Raw genomic sequence first — 24,369 nt, forward strand, 5'->3', positions numbered from 1 at the left:
AAAGGTACTCCGCTTCATGTCCGATTCCTCTGATTCATCATCCAGGGTTACGCCTGAAACGTTGACCGCTTCTGGCCAACAAGGTGCAGAAAATACGGTGCTCCAGGCAACATCGTTATGCAAGACTGTCACCAGTGGTGAACGTACCTTATCCATACTACAGAACCTATCGCTAAACGTCGTGGCAGGTGAAAGTGTTGCCATACTGGGCAAAAGCGGGGCGGGTAAATCTACTCTATTGGGGTTGTTGGCAGGTCTGGATATCCCTAGTGAAGGCGAGCTGATCATGTTTGGTCATGCTCTTGGCCGCCTTGATGAAGATGGCCGGGCAGGGTTGCGCGCTGGAAGGGTCGGGTTCGTTTTTCAGAATTTTCAGCTGTTGCCGACCCTTAGCGCGGTTGAAAACGTGCTGTTGCCGCTTGAACTTTCGCCGCGCTCCGGGGAGCTGAAGACAGCCCAACACTGGTTGGAGCGGGTTGGACTTGGCGAGCGTACCAGCCACCTTCCCAAGCAGCTTTCCGGCGGCGAACAGCAGCGGGTCGCAATTGCCCGTGCCTTTGTGACCGACCCGGAACTGGTCTTTGCCGATGAACCCACCGGCAACCTTGACCCGGAAACGGGCGCTCAGGTGATAGATCTGTTGTTTACCCTGAATCAGGAAGCCGGTACAACCCTGATTCTGGTAACTCATGACCATGCCCTGGCGCGCCGCTGCAGCCGCTGCCTGCGCCTTGAAAACGGCTATCTCAGCGAATTTCAGCCCGAGGCTGAAGCGTCCAGTGAGGAAAGTGCATGAATGCCAACAACGTTCGCCTTGCAGGGCGCAGCCTGAAGCGTGATTTACGCGCAGCGGACGTGCGTGCCCTGTTTGCCGCCCTGGTACTGGCCGTTGCGGCATCGACCATGATTGCTTTTTTTATCGACCGGATCGAGCGTGGCCTGGAGCGTCAGGCCAGCCAGCTGCTCGGCGGTGATCTGGTGATTGAGCAGCGTGACCCCTTTGCCCCTGAAATACGTGAAGCGCTACAGGGCGCCGGGTTCACCCTGAGCGATCAGGTTGATCTGGTATCGATGATTCGCAAGGGCGAACGCTTCCAGCCGGCCAGCCTCAAGGCGGTGGATGATGTCTACCCGCATTACGGGGTGTCTCAGGTTGAGCGTGGAGACGGCGTGGAATCCCTGGCCTCCGGCCCGTCTGCCGGAGAGGCCTGGGCAGACCCGCGCCTGGCCAATCTGATTGATCTGGCGTTGGGGGATGAGGTCAAGGTGGGCGATACCACTCTGACTGTCACAGGCTTTATCGAACGGGAAGCCGATCAATCGGCCGGTTTTGGTAGTTTCAACCCGCGCCTGATGGTGCATGTTGATGACCTTGAAGCAACTGGGCTGATTCAGGAAGGCTCGCGGGTGGAATTTGAGATTCTCGCCGCAGGGCCGCCGGAAGCGCTCGACGCCGTGCAGCCGTTATTGAATGAGCTACGCCGTGAAGGCGTTGAAGTACGTGATATTCGTGCCGATCGGCCCCAGCTGGGCAATGCCCTTGAGCGAGCGGAAAGCTATCTGGGCATTGCCGGGCTGGCGGCAGTGTTGCTGGCCGGGGTTGCCGTGGCGATGTCGACCCGCCGCTATGTCGAGCGCCACTTGGATACCGCTGCCTTGCTACGCTGCTTTGGCGCCAGCCAGCAGCAGCTGGGTATCATTTTCGGGTTGCAGCTGATCGGCCTGGCTCTGGTGGCCTCATTGTTAGGGGCACTGCTGGGTCTGGTGGGGCAGGCGATTCTGCTGGCGTTGCTGGCTAATTTCCTGCCCATGACGCTGCCGCCGCCGGGTATCATGCCGCTGCTGCTGGGTGTCTTTACTGCCATTGCCGTGCTGGTGGGGTTTGCCGGCCCTACTCTTTTACGCATCCAGCGGGTCAGCGCGCTCAAGGTGCTGCGCCGGGAACTTGACCCGCTGCCCCCGTCGGCCTGGCTGGTGGTGGTGTTTGCGGCCCTGGTGTTTGGGGGCCTGCTATGGCTTTATTCCGGCAGTGCGGTGCTTTCTTTGGCGTTGCTGGCCGGTGGTGGGGTGATGCTGGCGCTGTTGTGGGCGCTGAGCGCCTTGTTGCTGAATGCTGTGCTCCGTCTGGTGCAAACCCTGAAGGGGCATGGTGAATGGCAGCAAGCGTTACGCCTGGGGGGGCGCCAACTGGCCAGGCGGCGTCAGGCCGGGCTTGGCCAACTGCTGGCATTTTCGGTGACCTTCTTTGCCATGGCCATGATGGTGCTGGTGCGCGGTGACCTGCTGACCACCTGGCAAGCTCAGCTGCCTGAAAATACCCCCAACTATTTTGCAATCAATATTCAGCCCCCCGAGCGTGACCCTTTTGAAGAGGCCATTGCCCCGCATGTGGCGGCGCAAAGCACCCTCTACCCCATGGTGCGCGGGCGGATTACCCAGATTAACGATATGCCACCCCAGCAAGCGGTCGACCCTGAGGCGCGCGGCGATAATGCTCTGCGCCGCGAGCTGAACCTGACCTGGCAGGCAGAGCTTCCTGAAGGTAACGAAGTGGTGGCCGGGGAATGGTTCGACGTCGATCCCAGCGAAGAGGTGCCATCCATCGGCTGGATGGCCGAGCTGGATGCCGTTGAGCAACTCCCGCCGGTGCCTGTTTCCATGGAAGACGGCCTGGCCAATCGCTTGGGGTTAGGGTTAGGGGATGCCCTGACATTCAGTGTTGGTGGTCGTGATATCAAGACCCAATTGACCAGTTTGCGTAGCCTCAACTGGGACAGCTTCAAGCCGAACTTCTATGTGATTTTCCCCCCAGGCGTGCTGGAGACCTTTGGCCATAGCTTTATTACCGCCTTTTATCTGCCCGAAGATGAGCAGAACCTGACCCGTGAGCTGGTTGAGCGCTTTCCGGGCGTCACCTTGTTAAACGTTGACGCCATTCTTGGCCAGGTGCGCGATGTGCTGACCCAGGTCACCCGGGCGATTGAGCTGATTCTGGTGCTGGTATTGCTGGCCGGAGTGAGCGTGCTGTATGCCGCCCTGACGGCCAGCCGCCCGGTACGTGCCCATGAAAGTGGCCTGCTGCGGGTGTTCGGGGCTGGCAACCGGATGATTTCACGTATTCAGGGCGCCGAGTATGCGCTGTTGGGCGTTGCCAGCGGTTTGATGGGCGCGGCCCTGGCCGAGCTTGCGACCGCGGTGCTTTATATCTACTGGCTGGATCTGCCGCCGCGCCTGCATGGCATGCTGTGGCTAGTGCTGCCCCTGGGTGGCGCCCTGCTGATCGGTGTGATTGGCCACTGGCTGTCGCGTGGGCTGCGTCGCCAGGCGCCTGCGGCCAGCCTTGGGTTATTGGGAGAGGCGTAACCATGACGGGTCTGGATGAAAAAGCGCGGCGCTATGCGTTGCTGAAAGCCCAGCTGGATATGGCGCAGCGTGAAGACAAGGCGGTGATGCTGGTGGTGGCGGGTCACGCCGCTACCCATAAAAGCGTGCTGGTCAACCAGCTCAACCACTGGTTGGAAAACCGCCAGACCGAGGTTCATGCCCTGGCCCCCAGCGAGGAAGACCGCCTGCGGCCCTACTGGTGGCGCTACTGGCGCAGGGTGCCTGCCCGTGGCCGAGTAGGCGTTTTCGTGCATGGTTGGTATGGCGATGTTCTGTTTTCCCGTGTGGAACAGCGCATTCAGGCGGGGGCCTTTGCCGATCGGCTGGATGAGATCAATCGCTTTGAAGCCACTCTGGCGCATGACAACGTAGTAGTGGTGAAAGTCTGGCTGGATATCGGCGAGGCGCAACAGGCAGAGCGCTTACACCATCTTCAATCTGACCCGACGCATGCCTGGCAGGTCAGCGAAAGGCACTGGCAGCGTCATGCCCAGTACGCGGCCATCCAGCAGTGTGCTGAGCAGATGCGTGCAGCTACTCACACCGCGCATGCGCCCTGGCACTGCATTGCCAGCGAGACACCGTCACAGCAGTTGAAGGAAATCACGGCCTTGTTGCAGGATGCCCTGTCTCAACCCGTGCCATTGCCTGCTACGTCTGAAGGGAGACTATTGCAGGGGGCAAGCAGGCGGCTCAAAGGCGATAAGGCCCGCTTGGCGCCACAGCGTTTAGCCATTGATGACGAACTCGCTTCTGAGGGGAGTGCCAAGAATTCAAAAATCCCTAAAAAGCGCTATCGCCAAGCCCTTGATGAGCTGCAGGCCCGGTTAGCCAACAACCACAGGCGCTGTCTGCAGCGCGGCATACCTGTGGTGCTGGCGTTTGAAGGCCATGATGCTGCCGGGAAGGGCGGCAGTATCCATCGGGTAACGACCGCCCTGGATGCCCGCTACTACCGGGTTTACAGCGTATCGGCGCCAAGCGATGAAGAGCGCTTGCAGCCTTGGCTGTGGCGCTTCTGGCGGCGTTTGCCCCAGGATGGCCGCGTGGCGATTTTTGACCGCACCTGGTACGGGCGCGTGCTGGTTGAGCGAGTGGAAGGCTTTGCCAGGAAAAGTGCCTGGCAGCGCGGCTTCACGGAAATCTGCCATTTTGAAGACCAACTGCTAGCCCATGGTGCCGTGGTGGGCAAGTTTTTTCTGGCTATCAGCAAGGACGAACAGTTGCAACGCTTCAAGGCCCGCGCCAATACGCCGCACAAGCAGCACAAACTCACCGATGAAGACTGGAGGAACCGCCAACGTTGGGACGATTATCAGCAGGCGCTTGAGGATATGCTGGCCCATACCCACACCCAGGGCGCCCCTTGGCAGCTGGTCAACACTGACGATAAGCGCCGGGCACGCTTGACCGTATTGAGCCAGCTTAATGACCTGTTGGAAGCCCGCCTGGAAAGCCCATGAGCAGGATTCATGGTCGACTTGATCAACAAGCAATGAAACCCTTGCTCGCCTGCGTTATGATAGCGGCCCTAACTGTTTTTCCAGTCTGACCTTTCGCTATGAGGTTTACCGCCGATGTTCAGCCGCGACATGAAAATTGCCGGATTCGATGATGTGCTGTTTGATGCCATGCAGAAAGAAGTGGAGCGCCAGGAAGCCCACATCGAACTGATCGCGTCCGAAAACTACGCTAGCCCCCGGATATTGGAAGCTCAGGGTAGCCAGCTGACCAATAAATACGCAGAAGGCTACCCGGGCAAACGTTACTACGGCGGCTGTGAGTTTGTGGATATTGCGGAAAACCTGGCGATTGATTACGCCAAGGAACTGTTCGGCGCCACTTACGCTAACGTACAGCCGCACTCCGGTTCCCAGGCGAACAGCGCCGTGTTCCAGGCGTTGGTCAAGCCCGGTGACACCATTCTGGGCATGAGCCTGGATGCCGGTGGCCACCTGACCCACGGTGCCAAGCCCAATTTCTCTGGCAAGCATTACAATGCCATTCAGTATGGCCTCAATGAGCAGGGGCTGATTGACTATGATCAGGTGGCTTCCCTGGCGCGTGAGCACCAGCCGAAGATGATCATTGCCGGTTTCTCTGCCTACTCACAAATTGTTGATTGGGCAAAGTTCCGTGAGATTGCCGATGAAGTGGGCGCCTACCTGCTGGTTGATATGGCCCACGTGTCTGGCCTGGTCGCCGCAGGTGTTTACCCCAGCCCACTGCCGCATGCCCATGTGGTTACCTCGACAACTCACAAGACCCTGCGCGGCCCACGTAGCGGCGTGATTCTGTCCGCTGAAGGCGATGCCGACATCGAGAAGAAGCTGCAGTCAGCGGTCTTCCCCGGTGGCCAGGGCGGCCCCTTGATGCACGTTATCGCGGCCAAGGCGATCTGCTTCAAGGAAGCCATGGAGCCTGAGTTCAAAGCCTACCAGCAGCAGGTCATCAAAAACGCCCAGGTGATGGCCGAGGTGTTTATGGAACGTGGGTTCGACATCGTTTCCGGCGGCACCGAAGATCACCTCTTCTTATTGTCCCTGATCAAGCAGGGTGTCACCGGTAAGGACGCAGACGCGGCCCTAGGGCGTGCGCACATTACCGTCAACAAGAACGCCGTGCCTAACGATCCGCAAAGCCCCTTTGTGACCTCTGGCCTGCGTATCGGAACGCCTGCGGTGACCACCCGCGGCTTTGGTGAAGACCAGTGCCGCCACTTGGCAGGCTGGATCTGCGATATTCTTGATGTGTTGGCACGCGGTGAAGATACCAGTGAAATCGAGCAAGCGGTCAAGAGCAAGGTCGAGCAGGTATGTTCGCGCTTCCCGGTTTATCAGTGAAAGCAATTTGCTGATTAATTCGATGATTGGATGATTCAAGGGCGCCTTTTGGCGCCCTTGATGTGTTATAGGACTATCAAAATACCTTGGTTACTAATACCCTAGATAATGTAAAATTGCATTTAACATTATTGTGATCAATTGCATGACGTTAAAAGGATAATGCGTGGCGTCACCCAGGAACTTGAACATATTTTCTTGGCTGCTCACTTTGCGCGGACGACTGGTTTTCGGGTTGGCGCTTACCTGGCTGGTCATTGTGGCCTTGGTACTGGCGATGGGCTGGTACCTTGGGCAATCCATGCTGCAACAAAGCAATATGGCCCACCTGAGTTATGAATCCAGCATGCTGGCGGATGAAATATCCCAGCATATGAACGCTCGCATCAATGTTCTTGAACGGGTAGCTGAAAGCCTTGATAAGCAAGACAGTACGGTGCAGGCCGAGCAGGTGCTGGCAGAAAACGATGTACTGCTGGAGTGGTTTGAAGGCCTGCTGGTCGCCGATGCCAACGGGGTGATCATCGCTGATTGGCCGATACTTGATAACCGCATAGGGCTTAAAAGCGCCGGAACGGAGTTCTTTCGCATGCTCAAAGGCAGCCGCAAGGCCTATGTCAGCGAGCCCTTTGTCGGCCCGGTCAGCCACTACCCTATGGTGATTGTGGGTATTCCAAGGCTTGATGAAAATGATGAGTTCGTCGGCTATGTGGGGGGAATCATCAGCCTGAAAACCAGCGGCCTGTTTTCACGCCTGGCACGCATGCAGCCCAGTGCCGGCAACTATGTGGTGGTTATGACGGCATCTGGCAAACTACTTTATCACCCTGATCGACAGAAAATCATGGATGATGTGCCGCCCCCGGCCGATAACTCCTGGTTGAATCAGGCGTTGGATGGCTGGCAAGGGCAAGTGGTTGGCCCTCTGATTGATGGCGAGCATGGTTTGCAGTCTTACAGTCAGGTGTGGTCAGCCGGTTGGGTGGTAGGGCGTTTTCTTACCATGGAAGAGGCTCAGACCCCTCTGGCGGGCTATATTCAGACGCTATGGTGGGCCTGGTTGGTGCTTGCTTTCTTGATGATGCCTCTGTTGTGGTGGATTCTTGGTCGTATGTTGCGTCCCTTGCGCCAACTGGAATACCAGATAGGTGAAGTCGGTTTGGGGCGGCGCAGCAAAGTCACTTTGATGACGACCATGTGTGAGCTTAAAGATGTGTCGCTGACGTTTAACCGCGTCGAAGATGAGCGCCAGTTGCTGTTAACCAGCCTGCAGGAGCGGGAAGCGTTTCTGGACTCCGTGCTGAATGCCACGCCTCAAGGTATGTTTGTCGCCAATTTTGATGGTGATATCACCTACATGAATCCGGCTCTGCTCGATATGCTGGGTATTGCTGCCACCATGCCAATGTCTGCCTGGTTACAGCAAGTCCACGCGGATGACCGCCAAGGCGCGATTGATATGTGGCAACACAGTCTGAAAACCCATCGTGACTTTATTCGCCAATTGCGCTTTGTGCGTGCCGATGACGAAACCCTGTGGCTAGATGTGCATGCGCGGGTTGTCATGGTATCCAAGGCTGAGCACTCGCTGGGGATGGTGGGAGTCGTCAAGGATATTACCGCACGCCGCGAGCAGGAGGCCCTGCAGCGCTGGGAAGCCGAGCACGACCCACTGACGGGGCTTTTGAACCGACGGGGCTTTGAGCGTCGTCTTGAAGAAGCCTTTGCGGAATATCAGAAAACCAGTACTCCATCGGCCCTGCTGCTTTTTGATCTGGATCATTTCAAACCGATTAATGATGAAGGCGGCCACGCCCTGGGCGATGAAATGTTGCGCCGGATTGCCCAGGTGGTAGCCTGGGAAGTGCGCCGCAGCGACCACGTGGCGCGCCAGGGTGGCGATGAATTCGGCGTGCTGCTGCCCAGCTGTACGTTAAATCAGGCCAGTACGATTGCTGATTCGCTACGCAAGGCCGTCAGTGAAATTTCCGTCACTCATCAGGGTAAGGAATATACGGTGACGTTGAGTCTTGGCGTCACGGCCTTTGATGAAGACGATCATATCATCCAGGATGTCATGGCTCGGGCGGACGCGGCGAGCTACGAGGCCAAGGGGGAAGGCCGTAACGCCTTGATTGTCAGAATACCCGGCAAGCCGGATGTTGAAGCATTGTTTGATTAAGTAACCTCGTGTGATTGAGAAAATCCTAGTCATTGAGAAAACCAGTGTGATTGAACCGGGAGGGTGGGGCCTGTGAGCCTGTTGGAACTGTTTGCACGGACGCTGGATGTCACTCTGCCTGTGTTCGTTATGGTGTTTCTGGGGGTTGTGCTCAAACGCCTTGGCTGGGTGGATGGCGCCTTTATCAATACAGCCTCTGCGCTGGTGTTCAAGGCGACCTTGCCCACGCTGATCTTTATGAGCCTGATACAGGCTGACCTGAGCGTGGCGCTGAATGTGTCGCTGCTGGTGTTTTTCGCGCTTGCCACGGTTGGGCAGTTGCTGCTCAGCTGGCTATGGGCGTGGCGGCGGGTGCCTTACGCTGATCGTGGGGTGTATATACAGGGGGCCTTTCGTGGCAACTGTGGCATTGTCGGCCTGGCGCTGGCCGCCGCCATGTATGGCAATTACGGGCTGTCTGCTGGCGGGGTGCTGCTGGGCGTGGTGATCCTGACTTACAATATCCTATCGGTGATCGTGCTGACGGCGTTTCATCCTGATAAACGCCTAAGCTGGCGCCCGTTGCTGATCAGTATTGCTAAAAACCCGCTGATCCTTTCCGTTGTGCTGGCCATTCCCTTTGCCGCCTTTGCAGTCCCCTTGCCTGATTGGGTGCTGACATCGGGTGAATATTTTGCCTCCCTGACGCTGCCGCTGGCGTTGATCTGCATTGGAGCGACCCTGTCAGTCACCTCATTGCGCCGAGGGAGCCAGGCAGCGGTAGGTTCCAGCCTGCTGAAAATGGTGGTGCTCCCGATCGTTTCCACGCTAGCGGCCTGGCTGATCGGCTTTTCGGGGCGTGAGTTGGGGCTGTTGTTCCTGTTCTTCGCCAGCCCGACCGCCGCCGCCAGTTTCGTGATGGTCAAGGCGCTGGGCGGCAACACGGCCTTGGCGGCCAATATCGTCGCCATCACCACCCTGATGGCCAGCCTGACCATTACCTTAGGAGTCTTTGTATTACGCCTAATAGGGTGGATTTAACCCGCTGATCATAGAGGTGTTTCGTACCCGGAGGTTGGCGCTGGCGCCATCAGTCGTTATACTATTGGCCCTTTCGTTATGTCCCTGTAGCTCAGCAGGATAGAGCAGCCGCCTCCTAAGCGGCAGGTCGCAGGTTCGAATCCTGCCAGGGACGCCATTGAAACCATTTCTTAGCTATATTCTTCCTGTTTGATTTCTTACTGGCTCAGGTTTTCCTGTTTCAGACGCTTACCAGCTTTTTCTTACCGATGATATTTCCGTCACGCACAATTAGTTCATAGTGTGCAGACTGTTTGACCGCCTGGATAATGCGCGGGGTAAATAGCCCCCAGCAGGTAGCGCCGGGTTGGCGTACAGAGTGATATTGAATGCCTGGTGAGCCGTTTGCACGACACTCACTGCCCAGGGCGCGGGCGGCGGCGTAGCTGTCAGGGTGGTAGATGTCATGGTCGATGGGCAGCTGTGTGGCATCGTGAACATTATCAGCGGTAAAGGTGCAAGCCAGCCCGCGTAATACAATGCGGTCAAATTTCAGATCTTCGATATTGGCCAGGTAGTGGCGTTGATGGTGGGTTACCTCTGCAAGGGCGGTCTGCAGGGTATCCGCAATATACAGCACGCCATAGTCGCCATTGCTGAATCGGCTGCCTTCAGGGTTAACGTGGGTAAATGGCGCCACTGCGTAATGGCAACCCGCTATGCCCCAAGGTATCTCGTCCAGGTCGATGTAGTTCAAGTCGCCGGTTTCTTGCTGCAACCGGGGGTTAGTCATGGCTTGTAGCGCGTATAGATCTGCAAACTCTTCCGGGCTTGCCACATCATTGAAGATGGCAATGGGCGGCAGCTTGGAGTTGATCAACCGGAAACCCTGTGTTTCAGGTAGGGTGATTGTTGGGAGAGTCAAGGTGGTCATCGCTGCTCTCTTACCACAGGCCGCTTCTGAGGTGATCCACCCGTTTGAAGGTTTCGTAAAGCGCAGCAAAGTCTCCGTTACCGATGACATCTAGCGGAGCTCTACCGTGGAAGTAGGCGTTGTGGTTGCGCTTGGTCATAAAGCCATAGACGTTGTCCGGGTTATCGAACACGATGCGCAGTGCTTGATGGATGTTCAGTAGGTAGCTGATACGAGTGAGTTGATCTTGATCCAGACGAGCGCTTTCGGGGTGGCTGCGATATTTGTAAAACGTGGCCCTGGGCAGGCGCAAAATTGCCTGCATCTGCTCTGCATTGCAGCCCCATTTTTCGAGGATATTCAGCGCCGCTTTCAAACCACTTGCCCCCATTTTCGCTGTGGGAGCAGACGGTCTGTCAGTCGTGGAGGTATTCATAACGCTTTCTCCCATTGCATGGCGTAGGCAATATCAATTACGTTGCTCACCTTCTTAATGTAGAGTAGTTAAGTATACATGTCTATATAGAGAAAGGGCGATAAGGCGGCACGGATGTATCCAGGTGCTTCTCTTCCAGGCTCCATGGCGCTTCCAAGCCCAAGCTAAGCGTTAGAATCCAGGTAACAAAATCTTCGCTTCACTCCGGTTTTGCCAACGATGATGGCGGACGTTGAAATCAGCTCTAACTTAATTGCTATTACTGGTCCGACCACGCCATCGCTCCAACCCGCCATCACCCGAAGCGGCGTTGGCTGATGGCGATGCCGAGTAGAATCATTACCAGGGCCACATAGCGGTCGGCGGTGGCGGCTTCGCCCAGAAAGGTGACGCCAGCGGCGAACGCGATCACCGGTATGATGTAGTTGATCATGGACAGAAAGCTCGGGCCCTGGCGCTTAACGATCGTAAAGAAGACCCAATTGGCCAGCCCCGACGAGAACACCCCGAGTATCACCACTGCCCCCAAGGGCACCCAGTGGATCTCCAGCGTCCAGGGGCGATCTACCACCAGCGCCACTGGCCACAGCATCAGGCTGCCCGCCACCAGGGTGCCGGTACCGGCCACCAGCACGGATAGCTTCGGCAGTCGTTTGGTGTAGATGCTATTGACCGAATAGCAAACGGTGGCTGCAATAATCGCCATCTGCGCCCAGAAGGCATCCCCGCCGAGGTTGGCAAGCGCCTCAGCACCGACCAGTATCAGCACACCAAGAAAGCCAAGAACAAACCCGATTGCCTTGCGCAACGACATGGGTTCGTTGGCAATAAAGAAATGTGCCAGAATCATCACATTGATCGGCATCAAGGCCATCAGGATGCCGGCCAGGCTGCTGGAGACATACAGTTCGCCCCAGGAAATCAGCGAGAACGGCACCACATTGCCAAGCACTGCCAAAGCGGCGAATCGCTGCCACCAGCCTTTATCCGCTGGTAGCCGCAAGCCTGCAGCGCGCATGATGATATACAGTGTCAGAGCGCCAAGGCTAAGCCGCACTGCCACCAGCGTCAGCGGTGGAAACGACGGCAGCGCCAGGGCGATCAGCATGAACGCCATCCCCCAGGCTATCGAGAGGTACAGCAATAGAATCCAATCCAGCGGTGTGCGTATCGGCATCTTGGGCAACAAAGCTATGTTAGTCATTTTGAAAGAAGCGCCGAGTGTAGTGCATCCGTTGTTGGCCAACCAGTAATCACACCGCGTTTTAACGCCTTTGACGTCAGGGAAGGAGGCGGCTAGAACTATTTTTGATCCACCTTCTGAATAACAGCGAGTCCTGTGATGTATTTTGATGACTATCGGCAATATGATGCCACTGGCCTTGCTGAGCTGATTCAGCGCGGTGAGGTCAGCCAGAACGAGGTTTTTGAGGCGGCGGTTAGCGGTATTGAGGCGCTGAACCCGAGCCTTCATGCGGTGGTGAGAACGCGCTTTGCCAAGGCGCAGCAGGAAAGCCAGCAATGCCCGCAAGGTGCAGTATTTGCCGGTGTGCCTACTTTGAGCAAGGATCTGCTGATGGCGATTGCCGGTGAGCCGCTGGCTTTTGGCAGCGCGGCGCTGTCGGCGTGGTGCCCCAGTGAAGACTCGCTGATCATTCACCGGGCGAGGGCGGCAGGGCTGGTGATAATGGGGCAGACTGCCACACCCGAGCTTGGTTTGATGGGCATTACCGAACCCAAAGCTTTTCCCCACCCGCAAAACCCCTGGCGGGAAGGCTATTCCCCCGGTGGCTCCAGCGGCGGGTCGGCCACGGCGGTGGCTAGTGGCATGGTGCCGATTGCCCTGGCGGGAGATGGCGGCGGCTCCATTCGTATTCCGGCCAGTTATTGCGGGCTGTTTGGTTTCAAACCGTCACGCGGGCGAGTGCCCTTGGCGCCGCATCACGCTGAGGTGTGGCAGGGTGCTGTGATTGAGCACGCCCTGACCCGCAGCGTGCGCGATAGCGCGGCGCTTTTGGAGCAGGTCAACGGTATGGCCTCCGCTGGCCCTTATCCCATCCCGCGTGAAACCGGCTATGTGGCGGCGTTGGCGGCGGCTCCCAAGCCGTTGCGTATCGCGGTGTCGATGGGGGATTTTCTCGGCCAGGGGCTGGGCACCCAGGTCAGCGCGGACGTCAAAACGGCGGTGGAGAAGGCCGCCAAGGCGTTGGAATCCATGGGCCATGCGGTTGAGTGGTGTTCTCCGCCGGTGAATGGCGATGTGTTGGCGGACAGCTACCTGACGCTTTATTTGGGGCATCTGGCAGCGGATCTGCAGTGGATCAGCCAGCAGACCGGCGTGGCGGTGTCGCGTCTGGACATTGAGCCTTCCACCCGGGCGGTAGGCCGTTTGGGTGCAAGGCTGTTGGCGCGGGATTACGAAATGGCAAAGCGCTATTGGCAAGTGGCGGCTGAGCAGATGAGCCGATTCCATCAGCGCTATGATGCCTTGATCATGCCGGTCGCGGCGGGCACAGCCCCCAGAATCGGAGAGCTTTATCCTTCACCGGCGCGGGAGCGCTTGATGTCGTTACTGGCCATTCCGGGCGTGCCTGCTCTGGCCTTGAAGGCGGGTATATTGAAACGGCTGGCAAGCGATGCCTTGCAGTACACGCCCTTTACGCAGCTGGCCAACCTCACCGGGCAGCCAGCCATGTCTGTACCGTTTCATGCGGCGGACAACGGTTTGCCCATCGGGGTGCAGGTGTTGGGGCGCCTGGGCGATGACAAGCTTATGTTGCAACTGGCTGGTGCCTTGGAGCAGCATGAAAATTGGCGTCATATGTCCTACTCGTTATAGAGGGGCTTGGCTCAGACTTAGGTTGACCTATAGGGCAACCATTTGTCTAAGTCCTTGGAAGGGTAGGAATTGCGGTTTTGTGAGTAAAATATTTGCCAGTTTTAAAGCTTTTTTGTACAACTAGTGGTAACTTTTGTAAAAGTTATGAACGGCAAACAAAGGTGTCCAAAAAATGACTTCGACAACATCCACCGCTGATATGAAAAAATCAGCAGCGGCAGAGCTCTTTCCGCGTACTGTCATGCTCGCAGGTCAAGACCCCGAGGCGACGCGTAAAGAGATCGAGGCCTGCTTCACCGCGACCTTCGACCGCTACGAGTCGCTGTTTACCACCCTGGTCAGCGAAGAATCCTATATTCGCAAGTCAATCCCCCTCAGGCACCCGCTGATTTTCTATCTTGGCCATCCCGCCACCTTTTACGTCAACAAGCTGGTGCTGGCCAAACTGCTGCCATCGCGTATTGACCCCAGGATGGAATCCACCTTTGCCGTTGGCGTGGATGAAATGAGCTGGGATGACCTCAACGAGGATCATTACGAGTGGCCGACGGTGGATGAGGTCATGGCCTACCGTGGCAAGGTCCGCGCTGCCGTACTGCAGCTGATTCGTGAGTTGCCGCTGACCCTGCCGATTGGCTGGGACAGCCCCTTCTGGCCGATTGTGATGGGCATAGAGCACGAGCGAATTCACCTGGAGACATCGTCGGTATTGATCCGTCAGCAGCTGCTCCACCTGGTCACTCCCCAGAAAGAGTGGGAGCCGCTGCGCATCAGCGGTGAGCCGCCGGAAAACAGTCTGATTACCGTGCTGGGGGGCGAGGTCACCCTGGGCAAGGATTTCGATGATGCCTTTTACGGCTGGGATAACGAGTACGGCCATCACAAGGCTGAAGTGGACGAATTCAAGGCCAGCCAGTTCCTGGTCAGCAACAGTGAATTTCTCGAATTTGTCGAAGCCGGTGGTTATCTGAGCGATGAATTCTGGTCGGAAGAGGGGTTGGGCTGGCGCAATTTTGCCGAGGCCAAGCACCCGACCTTCTGGGTGTGGAAAAACGAGTGGCATCTGCGCCTGATGACCGAAGAAGTGGAAATGCCTTGGGATTGGCCGGTAGAAGTTAACTTCCACGAAGCCAAGGCATTTTGTAACTGGAAGAGTGCACAGCTCGGCCAGCCGGTGCGCATGCCCACCGAAGATGAGTGGCACCGTCTGGCAGAGGAGGCTGGGGTGTCCGAGCTGGAAAACGATACTCCTGCCAACGCCAACCTGCACCTGGATCACGGCGCTTCTTCCTGCCCGGTAACCCGCTTCCAGCACGGCCAGTGGTTTGATGTGGTGGGCAACGTCTGGCAGTGGATCGAGACGCCGACCTATCCGTTCCCGGGCTTTGATGTTCATCCGCTGTACGATGATTTCACTACGCCGACCTTTGATAACCAGCATAACCTGATCAAGGGAGGTTCCTGGATTTCCTGTGGCAACGAAACGCGCCTCAGCGCCCGCTATGCGTTCCGTCGTCACTTCTTCCAGCACGCCGGCTTCCGCTACGTGGTGTCGGATGCCGAAGTCAAGATGCCCAGCGCCTACTATGAAAGCGATGCCCGCATGGCCGAGTACGCTGAATTCCATTATGGCGATGAGTGGTTCGGGGTTGCCAACTTCCCACAGGCGCTAGCCAACAAGGCGTTGGCCAGCATGGCCGGCCGCCAGAAAGCTCGTGCCCTGGATCTGGGGTGTGCCAGCGGGCGCTCCAGCTTCGAACTGGCCCGTGAGTTTGAACACGTGGATGGGGTCGATTTCTCGGCTAACTTTATCCGCCAGGGTGTGGAAATGGCGGAGCAGAAAGTGCTGCGTTACACCCGCGTAGAGGAAGGCGAGCTGGTCAGCTATCAGGAACGCACCCTGGCGAGCCTGGGGCTGGAAGATTCAGCCGAGCGCGTCAGCTTCCATCAGGGCGATGCCTGTAATCTCAAGCCGCAGTTCAACCACTATGACCTAGTGCTGGCCGCCAACCTGATCGATCGCCTGTACAAGCCGTCACAGTTTTTGCAGAGCATCCATGAGCGCATCAATGCCGGGGGCATTCTGATGATTGCCTCGCCCTATACCTGGCTGGAAGAGTACACGCCCAAGGAAGAGTGGATTGGCGGATTCAAGCGCGACGGGGAGAATGTCACCACCCTGGAAGGCCTGAAGGAACTGCTTGAACCGCACTTCCGGATGATCAGCGAGCCTGAGAAGGTGCCCTTTGTGATCAGAGAGACCATGCATAAATATCAGCATAGCCTCTCGGAAGTGACCCTCTGGGAGCGTCGCTCCTGAAGCCTCTGATGGGCGGCTAGCCAACCAGAGACTCAATCGCCCGGTTAATCGACGCCTGTTCGGTTAATCGGGCATATAAAACTTCATCAGCCGCTTCAGCGTTGATCAGCCCCAGCAAGACCCCCAGTACGGCGCCTCTGTGAACGTTGTCACCCCCCACTTCAGCATTGATCTGCAAGGCTTTCATCGGGTGATCGTGGTGTTTGCACGCCAGGTAGAGTACGGCTGGCCAAGCATCGGTGATGTAGCAGGCCGTTGATAGCACCCCACCAATCACTTCCCGCTCGCTATGCTGGCTTTTTACCAGAGTAGTCAGTTCACGCTTTGCCAGGCTGCGGGTGGCGTTAAGCAGCGCTTCCTCAATGTGGTCGTCCGTATCTCTGAACAGCAGGTTATCGATCAGCTCCACATAGGCATCACACACGTCCGCCAGGAAGGTATCCGGGTGGGTCAGGGCGAGATGCTGACGGCAAAGTTTGCGGGTATCTGCCAAAGAGGTGCCCTTCAGGCGTTCACCAATGGCCAGCGGCGCTATGGTTACCAGCCCACCAATCGACGGGGTGTCGTGGGTGACGGCGCCACACTGCTTGGGCGGCAAGCCTTTTTCCAGGTTGGCAAAAAAACCGCGATGGTAGGATTCCGCGTAGGTATCCGGGTGGGCGGGCGTTTCGGCGGTCATCAGCTGGATGTAAGCTTCCAGAAAGGCATCGCTGTCATAATGCCGGTCAGTGTCTGCCATGCTGTGCATCAGGGTTAACGCACAGTGGGCATTCAGGGTGTTGTCACCGGGCTGCATGCCCTGATGATAGTGAACATTCGGGCGATTCCAGTAGCCCTGTTTGCCCTTGAGTATGACGTCGCCGACGATCTCGGGCTGCGGGCTGCCGGAGCGCTTGCGGCCGCCGCTGCTGGTGGAGTGCATCGACATGATTGACGATGGGTGAAACTCAGGCGGTGCTTCAAAGGTGGTGATGCCATCTGGAAAAGCACGGTCAATATCGTGAACGTTGTAGAACCAGTGGACGGGCATGGCTAATGCATCGCCAATAAACAGGTTCTTGAGTGCAGCGCTTGCGCGGTCAGTTACCTTGGGGGTCATTTAACGCATCCTCTGGCGGTATGTTGGAAGCAGTGCAGCTATTGACGTTCAACCCTTGGCCTCTATGGCATAATTGTCGTCCGTGTTTATTTCCTCAAGCTTATCAATTTAAGGGGCGGTATGAGTGACTTTTTGATGGGGGAGGTGGCGTCATTGGCATGACGCCACGGTACAAGCATTGCCGCGAGGGCTTGTCTCATTCGAGGGTAAAGGGCGTGCTCGTCAGCACCTCGCCGCTGTCGGACGCCTTGTAGCGGATCTCATAGTTACCCGCTGCGCTGGGGGCGAAAAGTTGCAGGGGGCTGCCTTGGGATGCACGTGCTTCGCGGATGGCGGCGGTGTCACTGGGACTGTCAGCTTCGACGATCTGGATAAAGTCTTCGTAGCGCCCCGGCCCCTGCCAGTTCACTGTCACGACGCCACCCACCTCTGGAGTACCCTCTATACTCAGGCTGACGTCGCCAGCCCCGACGCTGACGGGGACGCTTTCCAGGGTCCGGCCTGATTGCTGAATCACGTAGCGCACCTCATAGTCACCTGGTTCAGCGGGAGCATCAAGCGTGACGGTTGAGCCTGTGCGGGTACGTTCGTAGTCGGTATAACTGCCTTCAGGAGCACCGGCTTCAACGATAGTGATGTAGTCCCTGGGGTTATCAGGGCCTAGCCACTCCACCTGAAATGTTCCATCTGGGAGAATAGGCTCATCGACCATCAGCTGAGCCGTGGCGGGCGTCAGGCTGATGGGTTGATTGGCCAGGGTGCGCCCGGATTGCTGGAGTACGTAGCGGATCTCGTGATTACCCAGCGCATCCGGGGCGGTAATCGTCAGCGGCGAGCCTGTGCGGGTGCGTTCATAGTCGAGGTAGCTGCCTTCCGGGGCGCCGGCTTCAACGATGGTAATATAGTCCTTGGGGTTATCGGGACCTTCCCATTCGACGTCGATGACTGAGCCAACAACGGCTTCCTCGGGGGCTGTGACGCTGGCAGATGCCGGGATCAAAGAGATGGGTTGACTGGCCAAAGTGCGCCCGGATTGCTGGATGACGTAACGAATCTCGTGATTACCCAGCGCATCCGGGGCGGTAATCGTCAGCGGCGAGCCTGTGCGGGTGCGTTCATAGTCGAGGTAGCTGCCTTCCGGGGCGCCGGCTTCAACGATGGTAATGTAGTCCTTGGGATTATCAGGGCCTTCCCATTCGACGTCGATGACTGAGCCAACAACGGCTTCCTCGGTGGCAGAAAGGCTGGCTTCCACAGGGGTTAGGGTGATGGGGTGACTCGCCAGCGTCTCACTGCTTTGCTGATGCACATAGCGAATCTCGTGATCACCCAGCGCATCCGGGGCGGTAATCGTTAGCGGCGAGCCTGTACGGGTGCGTTCATAGTCAAGGTAGCTACCTTGCGGGGCGCCAGCTTCAACAATTGTGATGTAGTCTTTGTCGTCGTCCGGCCCCGTCCACGCCACCTCAATGATCGAGCCCGCAGGCGCCTGGTCAGGTGCCATCAGCTCGGCAGCGGGTGGAGGTTCTGGCTCGGGCTCGGGCTCGGTGACAGGGGCCGTCGCGGCCTGTTCCACCTGGTTCAGAGCGCTGGCCAACTCAGCCCCGGAATTCGTTTGAAACAGCTGCCCATCGGTCTCTTCGGTCACGCAGGAAAGCTGCTGAATCTCACTGTCGCTAAGCCCAAAGCCGACCACGTGGGCACGAATCGCCATTCCCTGCTCGGCCAGTCGCGCCGCTTCCGCGCAAGGGTCGCCGTCACAGGTCTCCAGACCATCGGTTACCAGGATAATATCGGCAGCTTCGGCGGTGCGAGGGATCTGCTCGGCAGCGAGGCGCAGACTTTCGGCGATGGGTGTCATGCCCTGAGGATTCAGAGCACGAATCTGCTCAGCCAGAGTGTCAGCATCCTGTAGAGTCATCGCGGCGATGATCTCGATATCTCCACAATCGCCCCGGCGGTTATGGCCATAGGCGAGGACACTCAGGGGAGTTTCAGCGTCGCGATCCTGGAGGTATTCTGCGATCACGTCGCGCGCCACCTCGATGCGTGTGATATCGCCGTCCATACGGTTCCACATCGAGCCTGAGGCATCGAGTACCATGACCCCGACGCGTTCGGCCATGGCAGGAGTAGCACCCAGCAACAGTGCTGCTGGCAGGAGGGATACGATCCGGTTCAAGCAAGCCATGCTGTATCTCCAGGTTACTAAGCGTAAAATCCCAGCATAGCAAAGGGGCTGGCACTGCACCCTCTCCATTCAGGTAGGGCCTGCCCCTGATCTTCAGTGCCAGAGAAGTGAGCGTGTAGCAGTAAGTGAAAGTAATACTGCAGGATTGAATAAGAGGAATAGGGTTTTATCAGAGTGGTTATGGTTGCCGGGCTTTGTTATGCAGGCTTGGCAGGTGCTGTTAAATGGAGTGCAATGTGAGTGACTTTTTGATTGTAGGCGGTGGCGTCATTGGCATGATGACGGCACTGCAACTGGCCGACAGTGGCTTTGGTGTAACCCTGGTGGAGCGCGGTGAGACCGGGCGTGAATCGTCCTGGGCAGGCGGCGGCATCGTCTCGCCGCTTTACCCCTGGCGCTACAGCACGGCGGTGTCCAATCTGTCACGCTGGTCAGAAGGTTTCTACCCTGAGCTTGCCCTGCGTCTGCTGGAAGAAACCGGCATTGATCCGGAATATCGCCAGAAAGGGCTTGTCTATCTGCGCGTGGATGATGAACAGCAAGCTCTGGACTGGGCGCGCCAGGTGGGTAAGCCTCTGGAGAGTGTAGCGGGGGACTTTCTCTACGCCAAAGAACCGAATGCTGCACCGGGCTTTGAAACAGCGCTGTGGATGCCGACCCTGGGCAGTATTCGCAACCCGCGTCTGGTACGCGCCCTGAAGGCCCGGCTGATGGCTATGCCAAAGGTAACGCTGCGTGAAGGCGTCAGCGTTAATGGTTTTGCCCGTCAGGGTGATCGGGTGCTAGGCGTTGAGACATCGGCTGGGCGAATCGAGGCTGACCAGATCATCGTGTGCGGGGGTGCCTGGACGGCTGAGCTGCTAGGGAGCCTTGATGTGCATCTGCCGGTGCGTCCCGTCAAAGGTCAGATGATTGTCTTCAAGGCTCCGCCGACCCTGGTCAACCGCGTGGTGCTGATGGACGGGCGCTATGTGATTCCGCGTGCCGATGGACGGGTGCTGGCAGGCTCAACCCTGGAAGAGGCTGGTTTCGACAAGACCCTGAGCGGCGAAGCGCGGGAATCCCTGTGGCACAGCGCCACGCGGATTATTCCTGGGTTGGCCAAGTGTGAGGTGGAACACCACTGGGCCGGATTGCGCCCCGGCTCGCCAGATGGTGTGCCCTTTATTGGCCGTTTGCCGGGGTTGGAGAATCTGCACGTCAATGCCGGGCACTACCGCAACGGCCTGGTGCTGGCGCCTGCCTCCACCCGCCTGTTGGTCGATCAGCTGCTAGGGCGTACGCCTATTGTGGATCCATCGCCCTATCTGCTATCCGCCAGCCTTACGGCACCTCCTGAATAATACCGGCCTGGCGCAGCTTGTCACGGGTATCGTGATCGATACCCAACTCGTCAAGCACTTCCTCGGTATGCTGGCCAAGGGCTGGCCCACCATTACCCAGCCGGCCCGGTGTGGCGCTGAGCTTGGGCAGCACGCCGGGAACCTTGAGCGGCTTGCCGTTGGGGCGCTTAAACGATTGGATCATCTCGCGGGCCAGATAGTGTGGGTCGCTGGCAATATCTGCTGCCGTATAAGGGTAGCCGACAGGCACTCGGGCGTTATCCAGCGCTTCCAGGATTTTTTCGCGCGGGTGCTGTTCACTCCACGCCTGAATGGCCGCATCAATCTTTTCCGCCTGCTGGCTGCGGCCATCGTTATGGGCCAGCGCTGGATCATTGGCCAGGTCGTCACGGCCAATCACGCCCATCAAGCGTTTAAAGATGCTGTCGCCGTTACCGGCAATCAACACATAGTCGCCACCCAGGCAACGGTAGGCATTAGATGGCGTAATGCCGGGAAGAGCGCTGCCGCTGGGTTGGCGAATCTCTCCGCTGGCGTCATATTCCGGTAACAGGCTTTCCATCATGGCAAACACGGATTCATACAGGGCGACGTCGATTTCCTGCCCGAGACCGCTGCGCTGGCGTTCCTGCAGGGCCAGCAGGGTACCAATCACGGCATACAGTGCCGAGAGCGAATCACCAATGCTGACCCCGACACGTACAGAAGGCTTGTCAGGCTGGCCGGTCAGGTAGCGCAGCCCGCCCATGGCTTCGCCTATCACGCCAAAGCCCGGTTTATCGCGATAGGGGCCTGTCTGGCCATAGCCTGAAATGTGCACCATGATCAGCCGTGGATTAAGCGCTGACAGAGCCGACCATCCCAACTCCCAGTTATCCAGAGTGCCGGGGCGGAAGTTCTCGACGACGACATCAGCTTCACAGGCCAGCTGGCGCACCAGTGCCTGGCCTTCTTCGCTACGCAGATCCAGCGCGACCGAGCGCTTGTTGCGGGTTTGAACGTGCCACCAAAGTGAGGTGCCGTCTTCTATTAGTCGCCATTTACGCAGTGGGTCGCCGGTGCCGGGTGGCTCAATCTTGATCACATCAGCGCCAAACTCGCCGAGCATCTTGGTGGCGAAAGGCCCGGCAATCAGTTGGCCAAGCTCCAGAACCTTCAGCCCTTCAAGCGGCAATTGGCGTGCTTCTGATGGTCGCATGGAAAGCTCCTTTTTTGTTGGTATCTTGTTGGTGTCGCGCATCAGTATACAACGCAAAAAAACCAGCGATTGGCAGGTGTGCCCTTGTATTTGCCTTATACATCTCCATCTAGGAGGTAAGCGTTAAGTTAACAAAGTTGAATAGCACTGTTTTCAAGCAGTCAACCTGCAGGAGCATGTATGAGCAAGCAGATTCTGGTAGTCCTGACATCACACGATCAACTAGGCGATACCGGTAACAAAACCGGTTTCTGGCTGGAAGAGCTGGCCGCCCCCTATTACGTGCTCAAGGATGCGGGCGCGACCCTGACGCTGGCATCACCGAAAGGTGGTCAGCCACCCTTGGATCCGGCCAGTGACGCTGAAGAGAGCCATACAGACGCCACTCGGCGTTTCGAGAAGGATGCTGAGGCCCAGGCGGCGCTGGCGTCTACTCATCGCTTAAGCGAGATGAAGGCCGAAGATTTTGATGGGGTTTTCTATCCCGGTGGCCATGGCCCGCTGTGGGATCTAGCGCAGGATGCTGACTCAATCCGCCTGATCGAAGACTTTATTGCCCAAGGCAAGCCCGTCGCCAGCGTCTGCCACGCACCGATTGTTCTGGTCAATGCCAAGACCAGCGACGGCGAGCCGCTGGTCAAGGGGCGCGAGGTGACTGGCTTTACCAACGGTGAGGAAGAAGCGGTTGGCCTTACCCAGGTAGTGCCGCACCTGGTGGAAGAAGCACTGCAAGCCTGTGGCGGGGTCTACTCCAAGGCGGATGATTTCACTCCCTATGTGCGCGTGGATGGCCAGCTGATTACCGGCCAGAACCCGCCGTCTTCAGCGCCCACGGCTGATGCTCTGCTGGAGTGGTTTGAAAAGCAGTGAGTGGTTAAACGTGAATGGTGAATGGTGAATAGTAAGTCGCCTTAACCCCGTCTTCCCGTGAGGCCCACTAACCCCGTCATTCCCGGGTGCTTTTAGCGGGAATGACAAATTAAAGCCCGCCCTGTTCAGACAGGACGGGCTTTTTTGTCGCGGGTGTTTCGTCAGCGCTTTAGCTCGGGTTACTTGCTTTTCTTGGTCTTTTTGGCCTTGGTGTCTTTGGCCGTTGGGGTCTCTTTCTTAGCGCCTTTCTGGGGTTCTTCCTTGTCGCTTTTGCTATCCTCGTCAGGCTTGGCGCTGCCCTGGTGGGCAAGCGGGCTGGCTTTGTCCAGACGCGGGTGGTTATCCAGAAATTCGCGCTTGAGATCCTTGATGCCATCCAGCGATTTGATGGTGTGAGTCAGGGCATGAATGGCGGCCAGCACGTCCTGGGTGTTACCCGTTTCGGAAATGGTGTGCATGTTGCGAATCGGAAAGCCAATTGAGGTGGCGGCGCTGTCTACGGAGGCCAGCACACCGGCCATGCCGTCGGTGCCGGTATCCACGCCGACAATATCGCGCTGCATGGGAATCTCGTTGTCGCTGGCGGCCTTGGCGATCACCCGGTTGAGCTGCTCGCTGGCGATGGAGCCCACGGCCATGGTGAAGCCTTTACCCATTTCCAGCGGCTGCATGCGCTTGTCACCAATGCCCGGTGCGGCGACATAGTCATGGTTAACGTCAACGCCAATCAGCGCATCCGGCTTGAGCTCACCGGCAAACACGCGGCTGCCAAAGCGGCCGATTTCCTCGTAGCTGGCAATCGCAAACATGACGCGTACCTGCTGGGTGCCACCAGCTTCGGCAATCAGGCGTGCCACTTCAGCGGTGACAAAACAGCCCAAGCCGTTATCCAGGTAGGCACCGTAGAAGGTGTCAGGGCTGAAGCCGGGGCGGATAGGGCGGTCAAAAATGATCGAATCGCCCGGGCGCACCCCCAGATTGAGCACCTGCTGCTTTTTATTCTCACCGTGAATCTGCAGATCAAGATAGATCTGCTCTTTCTTGATGCCTTTGTCACCGGTGCGCACCGCCGGGTCAGAGAAGTGGATGGCGCCAAGGGCTTCCACGGTGCCGCCTTCAATGCTGCGGTAGCTGCCCGGGGCTTCCGGGTCTTCGCTGAACAGCTTGACCTCATGGCCAATCAGTACGGTGGGCAGGAAGGAATCGGTGTTGATCCAGATTTTGCCGTCTTCACCAATTGAGCGCACCTGCATGCGGATCTTGTCGGCGTGACCAATGATCATCAGCTTGAACATATCATCCTGGCCCGGATGCGTATCCAGCACGACACCGGCGTTGCCGCGAAACTGATGCAGCTGCCAGCTTTTTGGCGCAAAGCTCTCGAAGTGCGGTTTCAGTACGCCGTAGGTCATCGCACCTTCAAGCCCCACGGGGCTGGGGGCGGCGAGAATGTCGCGCATCAGCTCGAACTGCTTTTCCGGCATGGGCTGTGCCCAGGGCTGGGTATTTGCGCTGCGTTCGCTCATTACAACCTTCTCCTTGATCGTGTGCCGATAGTGAAAAACGGCAAGGTAATTTAACCTGTCCAGTGTGCCAGACAACGGCGTTGCTTGCCTTGTCTATCTTGTGGTGACCGGGCTTCACCGTTAAACGCTGGGTTGATGGTGGTAGGGGGCCCGTCGACTTAACGTGCCAGCCAGATGCCGACTACGACGGCACTGATGACAGTGACAAAAAAGATCCAGTTGCGGC

17 protein-coding genes and 1 tRNA gene are annotated in these 24,369 nt (G+C 57.6%); 11 read left to right on the forward strand and 7 right to left on the reverse strand.

The window, feature by feature from the left end; all coding sequences use genetic code 11:
* Positions 1 to 16: 16 nt before the first annotated feature.
* The 7 genes from OR573_05420 (at position 17) to OR573_05450 (ending at position 9,586) form a co-directional block, all read left to right on the forward strand.
* A complete protein-coding gene (locus OR573_05420) occupies positions 17 to 796 on the forward strand; it encodes an ABC transporter ATP-binding protein (protein ID XGA81089.1) in 780 nt (259 codons plus the stop codon).
* A complete protein-coding gene (locus OR573_05425) occupies positions 793 to 3,363 on the forward strand; it encodes an ABC transporter permease (GenBank protein XGA81090.1) in 2,571 nt (856 codons plus the stop codon). Before OR573_05420 ends, OR573_05425 begins: the two co-directional genes overlap by 4 nt.
* Before the next feature lie 2 nt (positions 3,364 to 3,365).
* The gene (locus OR573_05430; GenBank protein ID XGA81091.1) at positions 3,366 to 4,847 is read left to right on the forward strand and encodes a polyphosphate kinase; all 1,482 of its coding nucleotides are present in this window, start codon (positions 3,366 to 3,368) and stop codon (positions 4,845 to 4,847) included.
* A gap of 114 nt (positions 4,848 to 4,961) precedes the next feature.
* On the forward strand, positions 4,962 to 6,227 hold the full coding sequence (locus OR573_05435; GenBank protein ID XGA81092.1) for a serine hydroxymethyltransferase: 1,266 nt from the start codon (positions 4,962 to 4,964) through the stop codon (positions 6,225 to 6,227).
* Between the two features lie 277 nt (positions 6,228 to 6,504).
* The gene (locus OR573_05440) at positions 6,505 to 8,409 is read left to right on the forward strand and encodes a diguanylate cyclase (protein XGA81672.1); all 1,905 of its coding nucleotides are present in this window, start codon (positions 6,505 to 6,507) and stop codon (positions 8,407 to 8,409) included.
* Between the two features lie 72 nt (positions 8,410 to 8,481).
* The gene (locus OR573_05445) at positions 8,482 to 9,429 is read left to right on the forward strand and encodes an AEC family transporter (protein XGA81093.1); all 948 of its coding nucleotides are present in this window, start codon (positions 8,482 to 8,484) and stop codon (positions 9,427 to 9,429) included.
* Between the two features lie 80 nt (positions 9,430 to 9,509).
* Positions 9,510 to 9,586 (forward strand) — tRNA-Arg (locus tag OR573_05450).
* 63 nt (positions 9,587 to 9,649) lie between these two features.
* Here the strand turns inward: OR573_05450 and OR573_05455 are convergent.
* The 3 genes from OR573_05455 to OR573_05465 form a co-directional block, all read right to left on the reverse strand.
* Positions 9,650 to 10,342: an RES family NAD+ phosphorylase gene (locus OR573_05455; protein XGA81094.1), complete on the reverse strand. Its 693-nt coding sequence runs from the start codon at positions 10,340 to 10,342 to the stop codon at positions 9,650 to 9,652.
* A gap of 10 nt (positions 10,343 to 10,352) precedes the next feature.
* A complete protein-coding gene (locus OR573_05460) occupies positions 10,353 to 10,757 on the reverse strand; it encodes a hypothetical protein (protein XGA81095.1) in 405 nt (134 codons plus the stop codon).
* Between the two features lie 295 nt (positions 10,758 to 11,052).
* On the reverse strand, positions 11,053 to 11,961 hold the full coding sequence (locus OR573_05465; GenBank protein XGA81096.1) for a DMT family transporter: 909 nt from the start codon (positions 11,959 to 11,961) through the stop codon (positions 11,053 to 11,055).
* A 138-nt stretch (positions 11,962 to 12,099) separates the two neighbouring features.
* On the opposite strand from OR573_05465, the gene OR573_05470 reads away from it, so the two are divergent.
* Positions 12,100 to 13,596, forward strand: a complete 1,497-nt coding sequence (locus OR573_05470) for an amidase family protein (protein ID XGA81097.1) — start codon at positions 12,100 to 12,102, stop codon at positions 13,594 to 13,596.
* A 172-nt stretch (positions 13,597 to 13,768) separates the two neighbouring features.
* Complete coding sequence (ovoA, locus tag OR573_05475; protein XGA81098.1) at positions 13,769 to 15,916, forward strand: 5-histidylcysteine sulfoxide synthase; 2,148 nt, start codon at positions 13,769 to 13,771, stop codon at positions 15,914 to 15,916.
* A gap of 16 nt (positions 15,917 to 15,932) precedes the next feature.
* Here the strand turns inward: ovoA and OR573_05480 are convergent, their stop codons facing one another.
* Both OR573_05480 and OR573_05485 read right to left on the reverse strand, forming a co-directional pair.
* Positions 15,933 to 17,015, reverse strand: a complete 1,083-nt coding sequence (locus OR573_05480; GenBank protein ID XGA81099.1) for an ADP-ribosylglycohydrolase family protein — start codon at positions 17,013 to 17,015, stop codon at positions 15,933 to 15,935.
* Positions 17,016 to 17,211: 196 nt separating this feature from the next.
* Entirely contained in the window at positions 17,212 to 19,206 is a 1,995-nt protein-coding gene (locus tag OR573_05485) for a VWA domain-containing protein (GenBank protein XGA81100.1), read from the reverse strand.
* Positions 19,207 to 19,442: 236 nt separating this feature from the next.
* Here OR573_05485 and thiO point away from each other — a divergent pair, with 236 nt between their 5' ends.
* A complete protein-coding gene (gene thiO, locus OR573_05490) occupies positions 19,443 to 20,549 on the forward strand; it encodes a glycine oxidase ThiO (protein ID XGA81101.1) in 1,107 nt (368 codons plus the stop codon).
* Here the strand turns inward: thiO and OR573_05495 are convergent.
* Entirely contained in the window at positions 20,530 to 21,747 is a 1,218-nt protein-coding gene (locus OR573_05495; GenBank protein ID XGA81102.1) for a CoA transferase, read from the reverse strand. The two genes, thiO and OR573_05495, sit on opposite strands and share 20 nt — an antisense overlap.
* A 180-nt stretch (positions 21,748 to 21,927) precedes the next feature.
* Here OR573_05495 and OR573_05500 point away from each other — a divergent pair, with 180 nt between their 5' ends.
* Positions 21,928 to 22,617 (forward strand): type 1 glutamine amidotransferase domain-containing protein, encoded by a 690-nt coding sequence (locus OR573_05500; protein ID XGA81103.1) that lies wholly within the window; start codon positions 21,928 to 21,930, stop codon positions 22,615 to 22,617.
* Between the two features lie 179 nt (positions 22,618 to 22,796).
* Here the strand turns inward: OR573_05500 and OR573_05505 are convergent, their stop codons facing one another.
* Positions 22,797 to 24,143, reverse strand: coding sequence for a M20/M25/M40 family metallo-hydrolase (locus OR573_05505; GenBank protein ID XGA81104.1), 1,347 nt, complete (start codon positions 24,141 to 24,143; stop codon positions 22,797 to 22,799).
* Positions 24,144 to 24,369 lie beyond the last annotated feature (226 nt).

The organism is Halomonas sp. CH40, assembly GCA_041875495.1.
Classification (GTDB): Bacteria; Pseudomonadota; Gammaproteobacteria; order Pseudomonadales; family Halomonadaceae; genus Vreelandella.